The organism is Dyadobacter luticola, from assembly GCF_005860805.1.
Lineage (GTDB): Bacteria > Bacteroidota > Bacteroidia > Cytophagales > Spirosomataceae > Dyadobacter > Dyadobacter luticola.
Genome location: NZ_VCEJ01000002.1, coordinates 987,924 through 1,004,756 on the forward strand (window position 1 = coordinate 987,924; position 16,833 = coordinate 1,004,756).

Annotated in this window: 10 protein-coding genes; all 10 read left to right on the forward strand. The window is 45.2% G+C overall.

Annotated elements, in window-relative coordinates:
• Positions 1-49 precede the first annotated feature (49 nt).
• The 10 genes from FEN17_RS04235 to FEN17_RS04280 all read left to right on the forward strand — a co-directional run bounded on the left by FEN17_RS04235 (position 50) and on the right by FEN17_RS04280 (position 16,830).
• On the forward strand, positions 50-2,434 hold the full coding sequence (locus FEN17_RS04235) for an ABC transporter permease (protein WP_138364040.1): 2,385 nt from the start codon (positions 50-52) through the stop codon (positions 2,432-2,434).
• Positions 2,435-3,073: 639 nt separating this feature from the next.
• On the forward strand, positions 3,074-4,087 hold the full coding sequence (locus FEN17_RS04240) for a Gfo/Idh/MocA family protein (RefSeq protein ID WP_138364041.1): 1,014 nt from the start codon (positions 3,074-3,076) through the stop codon (positions 4,085-4,087).
• Positions 4,088-4,111: 24 nt separating this feature from the next.
• A complete protein-coding gene (locus FEN17_RS04245) occupies positions 4,112-4,987 on the forward strand; it encodes an aldo-keto reductase family protein (protein WP_229208684.1) in 876 nt (291 codons plus the stop codon).
• Positions 4,988-5,175: 188 nt separating this feature from the next.
• Positions 5,176-7,371 (forward strand): GumC family protein, encoded by a 2,196-nt coding sequence (locus FEN17_RS04250; protein WP_171037836.1) that lies wholly within the window; start codon positions 5,176-5,178, stop codon positions 7,369-7,371.
• Positions 7,372-7,434: 63 nt separating this feature from the next.
• On the forward strand, positions 7,435-8,817 hold the full coding sequence (locus tag FEN17_RS04255) for a lipopolysaccharide biosynthesis protein (RefSeq protein WP_138364044.1): 1,383 nt from the start codon (positions 7,435-7,437) through the stop codon (positions 8,815-8,817).
• A gap of 23 nt (positions 8,818-8,840) precedes the next feature.
• The gene (locus FEN17_RS04260) at positions 8,841-10,049 is read left to right on the forward strand and encodes a hypothetical protein (RefSeq protein ID WP_138364045.1); all 1,209 of its coding nucleotides are present in this window, start codon (positions 8,841-8,843) and stop codon (positions 10,047-10,049) included.
• Between the two features lie 52 nt (positions 10,050-10,101).
• Positions 10,102-11,271: a glycosyltransferase gene (locus FEN17_RS04265; RefSeq protein WP_138364046.1), complete on the forward strand. Its 1,170-nt coding sequence runs from the start codon at positions 10,102-10,104 to the stop codon at positions 11,269-11,271.
• Between the two features lie 22 nt (positions 11,272-11,293).
• Positions 11,294-12,400, forward strand: a complete 1,107-nt coding sequence (locus tag FEN17_RS04270; RefSeq protein ID WP_205748097.1) for a glycosyltransferase family 4 protein — start codon at positions 11,294-11,296, stop codon at positions 12,398-12,400.
• Between the two features lie 58 nt (positions 12,401-12,458).
• Entirely contained in the window at positions 12,459-14,588 is a 2,130-nt protein-coding gene (locus FEN17_RS04275) for a right-handed parallel beta-helix repeat-containing protein (protein WP_171037837.1), read from the forward strand.
• 94 nt (positions 14,589-14,682) lie between these two features.
• Entirely contained in the window at positions 14,683-16,830 is a 2,148-nt protein-coding gene (locus FEN17_RS04280; RefSeq protein WP_138364049.1) for a hypothetical protein, read from the forward strand.
• Positions 16,831-16,833 lie beyond the last annotated feature (3 nt).

Consider the following 16,833-nt stretch of genomic DNA (forward strand, 5'->3'; position numbering starts at 1 on the left):
CACACGGCATGAAAGTTGCTGTCATGGTCTATCTCCTTATCTCTTTCTTATGATCAAAAACTACGTGGTCCTGGCCTTCCGCAACCTGGTCAAGGACAAATTTTACAGCCTGATCAACATTCTCGGGCTGACAATCGGCGTGACCTGTGGCATGCTGCTGTTCCTTTACGTGGCCGACGAGTTGAGCTACGATAAGTACCACGAAAAAGCTGACCGCATTTACCGGATTGTTTCTTACATCCGCGAGCCGGACAAGATCAACAAATGGACCAGCACGCAGCCGCCGCTGGTGAAGACTTTGAAACAGGATTATCCCTTCGTCGAGAGCTACGTGCGTTTTTTCGGAAATGGACGTACCATGTTCCGGCTCGGCGAGCAGAAGTTTTACGAAGAAGACGTGTACTCCACCGACTCGACGGTATTCGATATTTTTACCTATCAATTCCTGGAAGGCGACCCGAAACTGGCACTCTCGCAACCAGGCAGCATTGTCCTGACTGAAAAAGTAGCGAAACGCTTTTTTGGAAAAAATGAGGCAGTAGGAAAGATCCTGCGCACCGACGATACCACTTCGTATAAGGTCACGGGTGTAATCAGAGACGTGCCGAAAAATTCGCATTTTACATTCAATGCATTGATGTCGCTCAACAGCAACCAGCGCAACGCCGACGGCTGGGGTGGATTTTATATCAACAGCTACCTGCTGCTTTCCAAAAATGCCGATATCAAGAAGCTGGAAGCAGGTTTTCCCGGGTTGTATGACAAATATATGTCGTCGATTTTCAAGCGGATGGGTATCCACATTACTTACCAAATGCAGCCGCTGACGAGCATTCACCTCTATTCCAAATTCGACGGGGAGAATAACGGTGACATCGGGTACGTCTACACATTTAGTGCGATAGCGTTTTTTATGCTGCTGATCGCCAGTATCAATTATATGAACCTCGCCACGGCGCAATCGGCCCGCCGCGCCAAAGAAGTCGGTTTGCGCAAAACGATGGGCTCGCTGAAAGGTGCGCTGATCGCGCAATTCCTGACCGAATCGGTACTGATCACCTTGATTTCGCTTTTCGCCAGCCTTATTATGGTCGCGGCGCTGCTTTCGTTTTTCAATCAGGTTTCGGGTAAAGAAATCGGTTATCTGGAATTATTAAGCCCGAAATTCATGCTGATCGGCGTGGCGATTGTGGTATTTACCGGGCTGGTAAGTGGCAGTTATCCTGCGTTTTACCTGTCTGCATTTGAGCCTGCGCAGGTTTTAAAAGGATCCTTCAAGGCACGTGGCGGAGGCTTTTTCAGGAAAGCTTTGGTAGTAACGCAGTTTTCTATTTCCATGGTCATGCTGATCTGCACCTGGATCGTGTACCAGCAGCTGCGGTACATGCAAACGAAAGATATGGGTTACGACCGCGACCAGGTGCTCACAATCGACTACCAGGACCAGCAGCCGCATGACAAGTACAATGCATTTAGAAAAGCTTTGCTGGATAACCCTAACATTCAAAGTGTTGCGACGGCGTCGTCGCCGGTGAGCAACATTGGCGGGCGGGTGATTTTCAATGTTGAATCTTCTACCGGCATGAAAGAAATGGCTTTCAAACCTACGGTGATCGACCACGACTACATAAATACGATGGGCATGAAAATCGTGAAAGGCCGGAATTTTTCGGAAGATTCGCCTGCCGATACGGCCAATAGCGTATTGGTAAACGAGGCGGCCGTAAAACGGATGAACTGGAAAGATCCGATCGGCAAAAAAGTAATGCTGGGCACGGTGCCCGCCGATGGCAAAAATCCGCCTCCGACGGCGCAGGTTGTGGGGGTTGTGCGTGATTTCCATCAGCAATCGCTTTACAATCCGATCGAGCCGCTGATTATGATTTACCGCCGGAGCAGCGGGGTGATGCACATCAAGGTCAAAACCAAAAATACCAAAGAGACACTCGCTTACATCGGCCAGAAATGGCAGGAAATATACCCGAGCCGGCTCTTCGAATACCGCTTCCTCGACCAGGATTTCGAATCGGCTTATCAGGCCGATGAGCTCCGCGGCAAGATCTTCACCGCATTTTCGGCATTGACGATCCTGATTGCCTGCCTAGGATTGTTCGGCCTCGCCACATTCACGACCGAGCAGCGGGTGAAGGAAATCGGGGTAAGAAAAGTGCTGGGCGGCTCAGTGACGAGCGTGGTCCTGCTTTTATCCAAGGATTTCACGAAGCTGGTACTATTCTCTTTCCCGATCGCGATCCCGATCGCCTATTTCTCCATGCATAAATGGCTGCAAGGGTTTACCTACAAAACCGAAATGAATGTCTGGATATTCCTCGGCGCCTGCGCTGTGACGCTCGTCATTTGCTGGCTGACGGTAATTTATCAGTCTTTAAAAGCGGCGCTGGCCAACCCCGTAAAATCTCTCAGGTCGGAATAAAAAGCAAAATGATATATAACCGGCACCGGTGCTAATTTCTTAGCGCCGGTGTTTTTTTGTGAAATATAGCTGAGTATTACGCGGCAAGAATACCTGCGGTTCGGGTGCAATTCAAAGTATTTCGTATAGGTATAAGCGTGTAGTATTGCTATCGTAGAATTTAATTTATTTTTCGACGAAACTAAATAGCGAAATAAAATATCGATATTATGACTTACGCCATCATTTATAACGAAAATCACCTTTTATTGGATAATTTGTTCTGAAATACGTTGCTAATTATTTTTTTAAGATGGTTTACTCTTTATATTTGTTTGAAACCAAATCCTCTACGTTGTTCTATATTTATTGTGTGAAAATTTCTTCTACTCAGATAAATACGGGTATCCGCAATTAAAAGATTTTGTTTTCCAATACCCCACATTGTTTCCGATTTTGTAAGTACCGGGAACAACATTTAACGCTATCATAAGAATTGTTTGTTAAAAGAATCTGTCGCCGGGAAACCGCTTGACCAGAGATCTTTTTTGTCAAAATTTTATGTAACCCAAAGTGACCCATGCTTTTCATTTAAAGGCTGGAAGTCATTTAAGATAGTCGTCTTTAACCCTTTTCACTTTAATGATTTAATTCTGGTTTATGGTCAAAGTTGCTTTAATCGGTGCTGGCAAAATGGGTATTTCTCATTTGGCAATTCTTGGTGCTCATCCCAATGTGGAGGTGGTGGGCGTGAGTGATACATCTAAAATGGTACTGGATGTATTTGGAAAATATTCTTCGTTTCCCTGTTTTACCAACTATGAGGAAATGATTAAAGTAACGAAGCCGGATGCCGTTTTTGTTGCAGTACCAACCAAATACCACGCCACCATGGTGCGCAAGGTTTTGGAAAGCGGAAAGCATGTTTTTGCTGAAAAACCTTTCTGTCTCACTTCCGAAGAGGGCAAAGAGCTAGCCGGACTGGCAAAAGAAAAAAAGCTTGTAAACCAGGTTGGCTACCATAACAAATTCATTGGCACATTCAAGGAAGTAAAGCGTATCCTGGATATGAATGCACTGGGAAAAGTGGTGCATTTCACGGGAGAATCTTATGGTCCGGTTGTTATTCGGGAGAAGGCTGAAACCTGGCGTTCTAATCCGGAAGAAGGCGGCGGATGCCTGATGGATTATGCCTCACATGTAATCGACTTGATTAATTATTTGCTGGGCACGATTACCAGTGTGAAAGGTGCCATGCTGGAATCTATTTATTCCAAAAATGTGGAAGATGCGGTCTTTTGTATGCTGGAATTATCGACCGAAGTGACGGGCATTTTGTCTGTCAATTGGAGTGATGAAACCTACCGGAAAATGTCTACCTCTATCACCATTCTGGGTAAAAAAGGCAAGATCATCTGCGACGCAAACGAATTGAAAGTATACTTCAAATCACACGATTGCCCGGAAGGCTACACCAAAGGATGGAACATCCGGAATGTGACGGATCTGACTGATTCTGTGGACTTTTATTTGCGCGGAGAAGAATATTCCGCACAGATCGACCACTTTATCAATGCGGTTCAAAACCAGACGCCGAGTCCGATCAACGACTTTTACAGTGCATGGCAAACCGACCATGCGATCTCGCTCATTAAAAAGAATAGTATTCTATAAACCAACCCTTAAGATAGTATCATTATGATGGACAGGATCATTTTTGGTGATAATCAGTTTTTCGCTGTTAATCACATCTCTGACGAAAAATCCCGCGCGCAGTCGATCAGATTTAAAGACGATAGTGCGATTATTCAAACGCTGGACCTGGCGATCGACAATGGTGTCGATACGTTTATGTGCACTACCCACGACCGGATTGAAAACATTTGTGATCACATCCGCAGAAATCCAAAGCGGTACGAAGATTTCAAGATGTATCCCTGCATGCCTTATGCACATAAATATGCCAATGCGGTGACGGAAATGGGTTACGCCGGTACATTAAAACATTTCGTGCCAGGCAATTTTATGGGTTCTCTTTTTAAAGGCGGGATGGCATTTCTTTCCAAAGATTATCTTTCTATTATGGAATTGCTGGTCGATTCCGAAATGAAGATGTTTAAGGGAATTCAAACACCTGTCATCTTTTTGCAAAATGTAATTACCGATTTGCTCCTGGGTCTGGGAATGGTGGATATACTTGCGGCATTTCACGTTTACGTCAAAAAGAAATACAATGCGGAGGCTGGATTCATTACAATGAATTTGCCCAAGCTGCTTACTGCATTAGAAAGCAGAGGCATTGAAAACCCGATCATTTGCGCGTCTATTAATAAGGCCGGATTTAGAATGTCGGGCGGAATTGGGGCTTATGAAAAAGCTTTGCGGACGAGAAAAGTAAGGGTGATGGCAATGCAGGTTTTAGCCGGTGGTGCAATCCCTCCGCGTGAAGCAATTGAATATGTTTGTAATCTTCCCAACATTGAGTCAATTCTGTTTGGTGCTTCTTCGGCGGGCAACATTAAACAAACCGTTTCTTTAATTAATGAACATTCGATGCAATATGAAATGCATTGATATGAATAGTTTTTAGCCGATTTCTTATTATGAATGTACAGAAACCCGGATACACCTCCTTCACAGTTCCGGAGATGTCTGCCCGGACTACTCACGTTAAAAACAGAACCAGGCAATATCTTTACCACTGGCCTTTATTCATAATTGCCCTCGTGATTTCGGGGGCAGTTTTATTCCTTTATTTAAAAATGTTTAACCCAACCTATGAAGTCCGGGCGTCGTTTTTTATTCAGGATGAAGAAAAAAGATCGGGTGAGAAGTCTCCGTTGCATGAAATTGATTTGATCAGTTCGGCGAGGGTGCTTGAAAATGAACTTGAAATACTGAAATCCAAGCAGCTGATTGGCAGGGTAATCGAGGATCTGAACCTTGATATTAATTATAAAGTAATTGACGGGCTTTCTTCCAATGACCTTTATAACGCGGGCCCAGTAAAATTTACCCTGATCAAACCCTCCGGGAATTACGAGAAAGGCAAGATGCGGATTTTGATCAAGGATAAAAATGGATTTCTTCTGGAAACTGTGGGCGGTGAATCCAGGGAGATGACATTTAACAAACATTACGTCAGCAGCTTTGGAGAGTGGAAACTGGAACCGGCGATGAATCTCGGTCAATTTATTGGAGATAAAATACAGATTGCAATCGCTGATCCCGGTAAGCTGGCAATCCAGTACCAGGACAAGATCAGCGCAGTTTTGCCGAGCAAACTGTCCACAACCGTCGCGCTTTCGATCAAGGACGAGGTGGCTCAGCGCGGTATCGATGTTTTAAACCGGCTGATGTTCAATTATAACCTGGCCGGCGCAACCGCGAAGAATAATGAAACCCAAAGCACGCTGGCTTTTATCGATAACCGTCTCGCGTCTTTGTCGGGCGAGCTGAGTGATGCTGAAAAAGGAATTGCAACATTCAAAAGCAGCAGGGGACTCACTGATATCAGCTCAAACTCGAAAGTAAGTCTGGAAAACATGCAGACCAACGACGCTCAGCTCAACGAGGTGAATGTGAAGCTCAGCATTATTGAGGGTATTGAAAGTTACGTTAATTCCAATGTTAATACTGGCAAAGCGCCCGCCACATTAGGCATATCCGATCCGGCGCTGAACAGCTTGATCGAAAAACTTTCGTATCTGCAACTGCAGCGCGAGCGGCTTCTGGGAATGATGCCGGAGACCAACCCGGAATTCGAGCCGATCAACAGACAAATTGCGTCAACCAAAGCTTCGCTGAAAGAGATAGTCGGCAGCTTGAAATCCACCCTGATTAGTACCCGCGCCAAGTTGCAGACATTCAATTCCCGCTTCGAATCGTCGATCAAAAATATTCCCGTACAGGAACGCGAATTTATCAGCATTAAAAGACAGCAGTCAATTAAGGAGAGCCTGTATACTTATTTGTTGCAAAAAAGAGAGGAGGTTTCCGTGAGCTATGCAAGTGCGGTAGCCAACGACCGAATTATCGATCCTCCTTATGCCATCGCTCCGAAAGGCATTTTGAAATACCTGGCAATGCTGGCAGCGCTGATTTTCAGCATTGCAGTGCCGGTAGGGTTCGTGTTTATACGCGATTTTTTCAGTTCGAAAATTACAGATCCGCAGGAAATCGAAGACCTCAGCAGCATTCCTGTACTTGGAGAATTACCTTTTGAGGGTTCAAAGAACGCGATCACCGTCTCCGGGCTTTCTACCAGTCTCATTGGGGAGCAGTTCCGGGCCTTGCGTATCAAGCTGTTTTATTTGTTAAAGGAAAATCAGGGCGCGCGGGTTATCCTGGTCACTTCCGGCTTACCAGGTGATGGAAAGAGCTTTGTCAGCAGCAACCTGGCAGTCACTCTGGCGCTGTCGTCCAGGAAAACAGTGATCGTTGAATTGGATATGCGCAAACCCAAAATGGCCGCCTCGCTGGAAATGTCAGAGGACAGGCCGGGTGTGAGTGAATACCTGAACGGAGAAGCGGGCCTGAAAGACATTGTGCAGCAATCGAAAACGGAAAAAAGCTTGCATTTTATTGGCAGCGGCCGTATGGTCAAAAATCCCTCAGAACTGCTAGAAAGACCTAAATTGGCGGAATTGATCGGGCAACTCCGGGAATTTTACGACGACGTGATCATCGACAGCCCGCCGGTGCATCTGGTGCCCGACGCTATGATACTTTCGCAGCTGACGGATGTGACTTTATATGTGGTTAGGCAGGGGATCACCGAAAAGCCGGAGCTGGATTTTATTTCAAAACTAGCTAATAAAAAGCAGCTGCTGAACCTGCAGATCGTATTCAACGGCGTGAAAGGATCCAAATATGGCTACGGTTATGCCTACGATTACAGCTACTACAGTCCCGGCAAAAAAGAATCTGTTTTTAGTGATTTCTGGCACCGCTTCTAGGCGGCTTCTACGCTTAGGCCGTGCTTCTGCATGGAGCCGTGTCTTCAAATATGTAATTGATTAATGATACATCTGAAAAGTTATAACAGTTTTTTTCGAAACATTCTACTAAGGATCAACCGCAGCGACGAAAGATCGAAGGAGATTATCTTGAATATCGTTAAGTCGCTGGTGGTCAAAATCATAAGTATGGTGGTAACGCTTGCGCTCATTCCGGTTTCGCTGCACTATGTCGAAAAGGAGAGTTACGGCGTCTGGCTGACGATCGCTTCGGTGATCACCTGGTTCAGTGTTTTCGATTTCGGCTTATCAACCGGATTGACTAACCGCCTTACGGAAGCTTTCGCGACAAAAAAGGACGATTTGGTAACCGTTTATTTGTCCACAACTTATTTTATTCTGCTGATTATCACGGCTGTACTCGTGATGGTTTACCTGCTGGTTTCGCCCTGGATTGATTGGAACAGTGTTTTCAGCACAAAAATGGATTCCACGACTCTTCGTTCGACGGTCAACATTGCATTTGCCTCTTTCGGGATGCTTTTTGTTTTGAAACCGGTCTTATCCTTACTGATGGCCCGGCAGAAACATTTCCTTGCCAGCATTATCCTCGTGTCCGGCAATTTGGCTGCGCTGGTATTGGTTTACTTTCTGGGACCCGCGATCACCAATAACAAGCTTATATTTTTTAGCAGCGTACTGGCTTTTTCTTATCCTGTTTTTATTCTTCTTTTTTCGATTTATCTCTTCGCTTTCGAGTACCGGGAATTTTGTCCGCGAATCAGTAAGATCGATATGTCGCACGGCAAGAACCTGTTTGGTCTCAGTGCAAAGTTTTTCATTATACAGGTAAGTGTGATTGTGGTACTTACGGCCAACAATTTCCTGATCGCGCATTTTGTGGACAATGACCATGTCACTTATTACAACATTGCTTTTCGGTTATACAGCATTGTTTCGATTTTTCAATTAATGTTTTTGCAGCCACTCTGGTCAGGTTTTACACATGCATATTCTCTCAAAGATTTTGAATGGATCAGAGGTGTGATTATCAAGATCAATAAAATGAATCTCGGTTTATGCGTAGTTTTGTCTTTGTTTTTCCTGCTTCATAAAACCATTTACGATCTCTGGATCGGTAAGGATATTATCATTCCTTTTGAAATCGATTTGCTGTTGTTTATCTATTTTGCCTGCTATTTGTATATGCAAACTTATGTATATTTTATCAATGGAATCGGCTCGTTGAATTTGCAAACCTTACTCAGCATTCTCATCATCGCTGTTCAGTTTCCCATGGCATATTTGCTTATTGAGAAAATGGATCTCGGAATATCAGGTTTGTTGATGCTGAACATTTTCTGGGTAATCGTGTCGACGATTTTATGGAAGATGCAGTACAAAAAGGTCATGTCCGGGGAAGTGCTAAGAAGAATATGGCAATAATGCTGAACCGGAAGAAATAAAAAATGTTTAAAATACTTTCTGCCCGCATACTGCTTCTGATCTTTTTCGCCAATTTCTTTTATGAAGAGAATGGGCTCTTCATTTACAAAAGAATTATTTATTCCATCCTGACTTACTGGGCGATTTTTGATTTGGGAAGGTTTACGTGGAACTGGATTCAGGAGCGTCGAATGCGTGAAATGCCCTCATTTTATCAGACACATCTTGTTACTATCATCGTTTTCACATTGTTTAATGTGTTTGTTGATCTGCGAAATCCCAGGTTGAACCTCGTCACCCTGATAAATAATCCGCAGGCAATGTTATCGGTTGTGCCTGTATTCCTTTTTCTGATAGGCCGTTATGCCGAGGATTTTACCGGTGTTTTCAAAGTGCTGCGTTTGGCTTGTATCTTCTTTCTCATGACCTGGGTAATCACGCTTCCCGGGCGGCTACCTTTTTATCCGGGATACATTGCCTCGCACGCAATCCTGCCGTTTTTTCTGATCTCTTTCGTCGATAAGAAGAAAATGGCATTTGCCATCACATTGCTGGCGGCCGCTGCTGTTTTTAGTATGTTTTCCAATTACAGGATCGTTCTATTACAACTGCTGTTTTTCTTTGGGTTATTCTTTTCGCTGGGTGCTGTTAAAAATAATAATTATCTGAAATTTCTGATTATCCTGCTGGCGTGTGGGTTGGTTTTTATTGCTTTGAACAATTTACAGGATGTCCTTGCCATGTTCAAAGGGATTCTTGGTAAAAAGGATTTTGACGGAGACGATACGCGCTCATTTCTCTATCAGGAGCTTTTCGCCGATTTCAGTACGACCGAACTGTTCTTTGGCCGTGGATTCTTGGGGACATATTTCAGCGACTATTTTTTAATGCTGATGGAGAACCTGGATGACACCGGAGATTTTTATCAGCGATTTGGAATAGAAGTGGGCGTGTTACAATTGATATTGAAGGGTGGATTTGTCTATTATTTCCTCTACACATTTCCACTCTGGTTCATAGCGGTTCGCGGGATATTCTGGCATTCTGAATTGACGATTGCATTTTATATCAGTATATACATTTTGACAGAGTTGCTTCTCATGTTCTTTGAGAACATACCTTATTTCAATTTTCAATTTTCCTTATTGTTTCTGTTTGCAGGCTTTGCATACAGAGTTATATATTTCAGGAAAAAATCCATTGTTCCAGATACACTTGTAAGTGTTGAATGATAGGTAATAACCTGTCAAAAACCGATTGATAGCATAGTTAATATTTTACGGAATGATTAAGTTAATTTGTGACCTGAACATTTCTCTCCGCGGACATAATGCCGGGTATGTGCAATACATTGTCGATCACGTTCAGGAAAAGGAAGGAGATACTATTTATTTTTTGTTCAATAAACAGGCCAGAGAACTTATCGATATTCAAAAGTCGGCGTTGGATGCTACACATTTCTATTTTTCAGACCGAGATTTCAGTGAGGAACAGTGGTCGAGCCGGCTTAAATTCGATGAATGGAAAGTAATCACTGCGCACGCCGCGCAACTGCGTGTGGAGGAGGTCTTCATCATGGAATTAACCCGGTACGAAATACAGATTGGTTTAAAAAAATCACCATTTCTCATTTCGGGAATTGAGTTTCGTCCTTCGCACCGGATCATTATCAAGGAAGGAAAATTATCAAACCGGTTGTCTGCCAGGTACCAACACTTTAAAAGGTTTTTCTTCGAATCCCTGTTTTTGAGGTCGTCTTCTCTGCATCGCATATTTATTTTAAACGATCCGGAAGGTGCGCAAATATTAAACCACCAATACAAATCCAGCGTATTCCAATATACCCGCGACCCCATATTTGACTACATTGAACCGGGAGGCCAGGAACTTGAAAAGCTTGTGAGGTTTGACAAGAAAAAAGTGGTTTTCACCGTGTTCGGCTCGCTGGACTGGCGGAAAAATATCAACAATATTCTCGCCGCTTTCGGTACGATCGATAAAACCCTGCACAAACATTTCATTCTCCTGATCGTCGGGAAGATACCCAAACATTTTTCGGAACAGTTTGCCGGGCTGGTTCGGAATTTTAAAACGGATAACCCGGACGTTGAGCTGGTCATGATCAATGAATTCGTGACGGACGGGCAAATGGAGTATTATTTTCGGAACACGCACGTATCCCTGGTCATTTATCCAAAATTTTACGGTTCCAGTGGCTTGCTCGGCCGGGCCGCGAAATATAATGTGATATCTTTAACGCCGAATGTGGGGCTGATGTCGGAACTATGCAGGGATTACGGCCTCGGCTACACCTGCGACCCATATTCTCCGGCGGAGATCGGCCGTAAAATGGTTGCGGCGTTTCAGGATGTCAGGGCCGACAGAAAAATAGATGGGAACCGGTTCTACCGTGAACATTCACCGGACTGTTTTCTCACATTGCTTGATTTTTAGATTTTCCATTAAATACTGCATCGTGTCAAAACCCAAAATACTCTTTATTCTGCACCTTCCTCCACCGGTTCATGGCGCCGCAATGATGGGGAGTTTTATCAAAAACAGTGCGCTGGTGAATGAAGAGATAGATTCATTTTTTGTCAATTTATCTACTACTAAAAAGCTCGACGAAACAGGAAAAGGTGGCCTTGGAAAAGCGGTCACATTTCTGAAAATGATCGCCAGCGTTTTCTCCGCATTATCACAAAAGCGGTGGGATGCCTGTTACATGACATTGACTTCCAGCGGGGCAGGGTTTTACAAGGATTTAGTCATTGTGGCGCTGATCAAATTGTTTGGCGTTAAGCTGGTTTATCATTTTCATAATAAAGGTGTGGCCAATGCAAGTGCGAGTGTGATCAATCGATTGCTTTATCAATTTGTTTTTAAGAATACAAAAACAATTCTTTTATCGCCGCATTTATATCCTGATATCCGGAATTTTGTGAAGGAAGAAAATGTGTTTTATTGTCCGAATGGAATTCCTTTGGTGACAAATATCAGGCATAAACAAATGTCGGAGCAAGGTGTGTGCGAATTGCTTTATTTGTCGAATATGTTGCAGGAAAAAGGTGCCTATGTTTTGCTGGATGCACTGATTGAATTGAAAAAGCGCGGCATTCTTTTTAAAGCGAATTTTGTAGGCGGCTGGTCCGACATTACCGAAAGCGAATTTAATAACCGCATTGTAAATGCTGGTTTAACCGACATGGCTATTGCGCACGGCCCTAAATATGGGAGCGATAAAGACCAGTTCTGGAATGCCGCCGACGTATTTATTTTCCCCACTTTTTATCACTATGAAGCTTTCCCGCTTGTACTTCTGGAAGCCATGCAGCACCAGCTGCCTATTATTTCGACAACTGAGGGCGGTATCCCTGACATTGTTTTAAATGGTGAAACCGGCTTTTTGGTGCCGCAAAAAAATGCCGCGGCCCTCGCGGATCAACTTGAAATATTGATCAAAAATCCTGAGCTGAGAATGAAAATGGGCGCGCTCGGAAAAGAACGGTTTAACCAACATTTCACACTGTCACACTTTGAGAAACAGATGGTTAGCATTTTGAAACAAGTCACAATACGGTAAGATCGGTCGGAACATCATGACATTAGGCAGGAAGCGGACAATATTAGTTTTATTCTGCATGTTCATTGCGGAATGCTCCTATGCCTCAACGTTTTACGTCAAGTCGGGCGGCGGATCGGGCAGTGGTCTCGACGATGCCAACGCCTGGAACCTCACAAAACTGAATGCAACCCGACTCGCGCCCGGCGACCGTGTGCTTTTTAAAAGAGGGGATGTTTTTTACGGTATCATTACCTGCAACAGCGGCGGTAACTCAGATAATCCGATTATTTATGATGCTTACGGAAACGGCGAAAATCCGGTCATTTCGGGTTTTTCACAACATTCGGGCTGGAAGCAGCTGCGTGGAAATATTTATTACGTACCGCTTGATGTGCCTTCGTTGAACCTGGTCACGGTAGATGGTGCGGTGAAAGGTATGGGGCGCTTTCCCGATACCGGTTATCTGCCTTACACCTCACATATCGGCAATGAAGCCATTGGCGGCGCGGCCGTCGCGGAGCTGCCATTTGACCCGGCGGGTGGTGAGGTGGTGATCAGAAAGACGCGCTGGATCTTAGACAGGCATTTAGTTAAGTCGCGGAATGCTAGTACCTTAACTTATACTACCAGTAGTGATTATGGCAGCAATGCATCATATAGTCCTGTGGATGGAAACGGCTTTTTTATTCAAAACCACCTGGAAACTTTGAGCAGTGACGGCGAGTGGTTCTATGATAAGGCGGCCAAAAGGCTCTACGTATATTTCGAAGGGGCAGTGGAAAGCCGGGTAGTGAAAGCCAGCGCGCAGATGCAAAATGTGTATCTGAACTACTGGACCAATATTCAGTTCAGGAATCTGGATTTTGAAGGAGGGAATATTCACGGGATTTACCTGATCGGTACGAGTAATGTCAAAATCGATCACTGCAATGTGCGTAACCAGGGCGGAAATGGCATTTGGGGCAGCTACATAACCAATCTCAGCATTACGAATTCGACGATTCATCATAGTCTTAACAATGGTATCCACCTGGAACAGGAAGGAAAATCCATTTTGGTTGACCAGGTAAAGATTAGCGATACGGGCAACATTGCCGGAGCTGCAAAATCGGGCGATGGAGCGCAGGAAGGTATTTTTTTGGTGGGGGAGGGACTTACAGTGACCAATAGTTCCATCGTCAACAGTGGCTATATCGGAATTAATTTTGAAGGAAATAATGTGCTGATCGAGCGAAATTACGTAGATACTTTTTCGAACGTGAAGGACGACGGGGCGGGCATTTACACTTATAATCCGGGCGACCGGTCGTATAATCGGATCGTCAGAAAAAACATTGTTTTGAATGCAAAAGGAGCCTTTGCAGGTGCCGAGGGGCATTTCTGGGAACCGTTTGGCAAGGCGGCGGGCATTTACCTGGACGACCGGAGCCGGGGAACGATCATCGACCAGAATACGGTGGCCAATGGTAACTGGGGCGGAATTTTTCTGCATAACACCGGCGACGTGCAAGTGACGAGCAACCTGGTGTATAATTTTGCGCAGCAACTGCTTTTTGTCGTGGAGTCTGCCGACATAAACCGGAATTTTATAATTACAGGTAACCGGTTTATTGCACGGACAGCTTCGCAGAAAACAGCACAGATCAACCTGGCAGTAAAAGACGATATCAAAAAGATGGGTGTTTTTGATAATAACATTTACGCAAGGCCAATAGATGATAATCAGACATTTACGGTTTTTAAAGGCTACGAAGGCGGGATGGAAACCAACTTATCACTCGATGAATGGAAGGCCGGTTTTGCGATGGATGCCAATTCTGTCAAATCAAAAGTGAAGACCGATCAGGATTCGAACATCCGGTTTGAGTACAATTATTCGGATCAGGAATCGACTGTACCGATCAGCTCGCTTTACTCTGATGTTGCCGTGAAACGTTATTCTTCCAATGTGAAAATCCCCGCGTACAGCGGCGTGGTGCTGGTGAGCATTCCTAAGCTAAGCGTTGTTGAAAGCACGGGTTCAGGCGACTGGGACCAGCCTGGTTTATGGTCGGGCGGGTATGTGCCGGGGCCAGAGGATGCAGTGCGAATTAACAAAGAACACATCATTCAAGTTGACGAAGACATTGTTACCAGAAAAATTGACGTAAGTGCAGGTGCTGAGCTACATTTCCTTGGAAATCACAAGGTTCAGAAAGCCGAATGACGCTTGATCAAAAAATACTAGCCCTTTTCCCGCTAAGCCAAGTATAACTGGTAGCCCCCGGTTGGGCGTGCACCGGTTATATATTACTACTCCCATGAAATTCACATTTTACTGGCTTCTGTTCTGCCCGCTCTACTTGTTTGCGCAACCCGTGGCAGACCAGAAATTTATCCAGGAAACCGCTACGATACATGCGTCCGCTCAGGGCCTTCCGGAGGGTAAAGTTTCGCGTATTACATTTATTGGCAGCTCTCCCGTGGCTGACATTGCGGGAAAATCAGTCCGGCTGGCAGACAGTCGCTGGATTGCGGCTTCGTCCGCAAAACCTGCTGCTGCTCCCGCTTTTCCGAACATTCCGGGTACCAAAATATTGAGCTTTACCAGCTTCCAGGATGGGTATGCGCTGGGTTGCGATGATGGTTTGTATTTGTATAAAGCCGGTTCAAAACCGGTGCGGGTTTTTCCTGAAAATGAGAAATATAGCTGGTCGCTGCGCAATGTTGGTGCGCTGGTAACGGATGCGAAAGGCGGGCTTTGGATTGGCGCGAAAGAGGGGATTGGTTGCCTGAATGCAGGAAAATGGAAGCTGTTCACCGGAAATGAAGGCGTGCCTTATAACAAATTTACCTGCGCCGCGCTCGGGCCTGACGGGGTTATTTGGTTTGGTACAGAAAGGGGCGTAATTGAAGTGGAGAAAGACCAGTTCAGGTACCGGTTTAGCCGACGCTGGCTGCCCGATGATCATGTGAATACGATCGCAGTCCAGGCTGATAATGGTACTGCCTGGATCGGAACCGACAAAGGCATCAGCCAGATCAGTCGCACACCGATTTCTTTGGAACAAAAAGCTGCTTTATTTACCAAACAAGTTGAAGAAAGGCACAACCGCATGGGTTTTGTTGCCCAAAGCCACATGACGGAACAGTTCAACATTGCGACTTCGCAATTGGCGATTTCTGATAATGATGGCATGTACACCTCGATGTACGGCGCTGCGCAGGCATTTCGCTACGCTGCTACCGGCGATCCCGAGGCGAAGATGCTGGCCGACAGAAGTTTCAAAGCGTGCAAATGGCTGGTCGACATTACGCATGAAAAAGGTTTCCCGGCGAGGGTGATCGTCCCGGTCGACTGGCACCAGGATGTGAATGCGGAGAACAGCCACGAAAACAATCTCCGCCGCCAGGAGGAAGACCCGATGTGGAAGGACATTTACCCGCGTTTTCCCAAAAGCAAGGATGGTAAATATTACTGGAAATGCGATACCAGTTCTGATGAGCTGGCAGGCCATTTTTTCTTCTATGGTATTTATTATGACCTGGTTGCAAAAACCGAAGCAGAAAAACAGGCGGTACGCGAAGTGGTTGGCGACATTACTGATCACCTCGTGCGGCATGGATACAAGCTGGTGGACCATGACAGAAAAGTAACCCGCTGGGGCGATTTTTCTCCCGAGTACCTCAATTCAGTTTATGGATATGATCAAAAAGGGCTTAACTCCATGCTGATGCTTTCATTCCTGAATGTGGCAAAGCATGTGACGGGCGACAAAAAGTACGATCGTGAAGCGCAAGTCCTTCGGGATAAGTACAGTTACCACATCAATGCCATGCATCCCAAAGAATTTTTCCCGCCCGAAAATGTGGTTCCCTGGGATAACAATTTGTGCCTGATGAGTTTGTATGGTTTGATCAATTATGAGACGGATCCTTCACTGCTGCTTATGTACCGTCAAGGTCTTGAAGTGGCGTGGCAGCACATCAGCAAACAGAAAAATGCTTTCTGGGATATCATTTATGCGGCGCTTGCAGATGGTTTTACCAAACAAGCCGACCAGAAAATGTTTGATAACAAAGGTCTTTTTCCTGAAAACCGGCTGTACGCATCCAAAGTGGTGAAGGCACATTATAAAGGAAATTACCGGACAGATTTTATTCTCGATAACCTGCAAAAAGTCCCGCTGGACCTGATTGGCTACACGATGGACAACACGCACCGGCTGGATGTGGTATTTGACAGGTCGCCGATGCAGGAAAAAAATATGGGCTGGCGGGTAGACGGATATGCGCTGCCGATTGACGAGCGCGGGCATGTGCGGCAGGACCGCGATGCATTTGCGTTGCTGGCGTCGGAAGGTGACGGGCATGACGAGCATGAGGGTACGTTTTTCCTTTTGCCGTATTACATGGCTTACTACCACGGTTTGCTGGGCAATTCGACCACGGTACCCACCGGTAAGTAGGTT

What these genes read in the sequence shown, in the direction of transcription:
- FEN17_RS04235 (WP_138364040.1), top strand. Translation starts at nt 50, where the DNA reads ATGATCAAAAACTACGTGGTCCTGGCCTTCCGCAACCTGGTCAAGGAC.
- FEN17_RS04240 (WP_138364041.1), top strand. Translation starts at nt 3,074, where the DNA reads ATGGTCAAAGTTGCTTTAATCGGTGCTGGCAAAATGGGTATTTCTCAT.
- FEN17_RS04245 (WP_229208684.1), top strand. Translation starts at nt 4,112, where the DNA reads ATGATGGACAGGATCATTTTTGGTGATAATCAGTTTTTCGCTGTTAAT.
- FEN17_RS04250 (WP_171037836.1), top strand. Translation starts at nt 5,176, where the DNA reads ATGTTTAACCCAACCTATGAAGTCCGGGCGTCGTTTTTTATTCAGGAT.
- FEN17_RS04255 (WP_138364044.1), top strand. Translation starts at nt 7,435, where the DNA reads ATGATACATCTGAAAAGTTATAACAGTTTTTTTCGAAACATTCTACTA.
- FEN17_RS04260 (WP_138364045.1), top strand. Translation starts at nt 8,841, where the DNA reads ATGTTTAAAATACTTTCTGCCCGCATACTGCTTCTGATCTTTTTCGCC.
- FEN17_RS04265 (WP_138364046.1), top strand. Translation starts at nt 10,102, where the DNA reads ATGATTAAGTTAATTTGTGACCTGAACATTTCTCTCCGCGGACATAAT.
- FEN17_RS04275 (WP_171037837.1), top strand. Translation starts at nt 12,459, where the DNA reads ATGTTCATTGCGGAATGCTCCTATGCCTCAACGTTTTACGTCAAGTCG.
- FEN17_RS04280 (WP_138364049.1), top strand. Translation starts at nt 14,683, where the DNA reads ATGAAATTCACATTTTACTGGCTTCTGTTCTGCCCGCTCTACTTGTTT.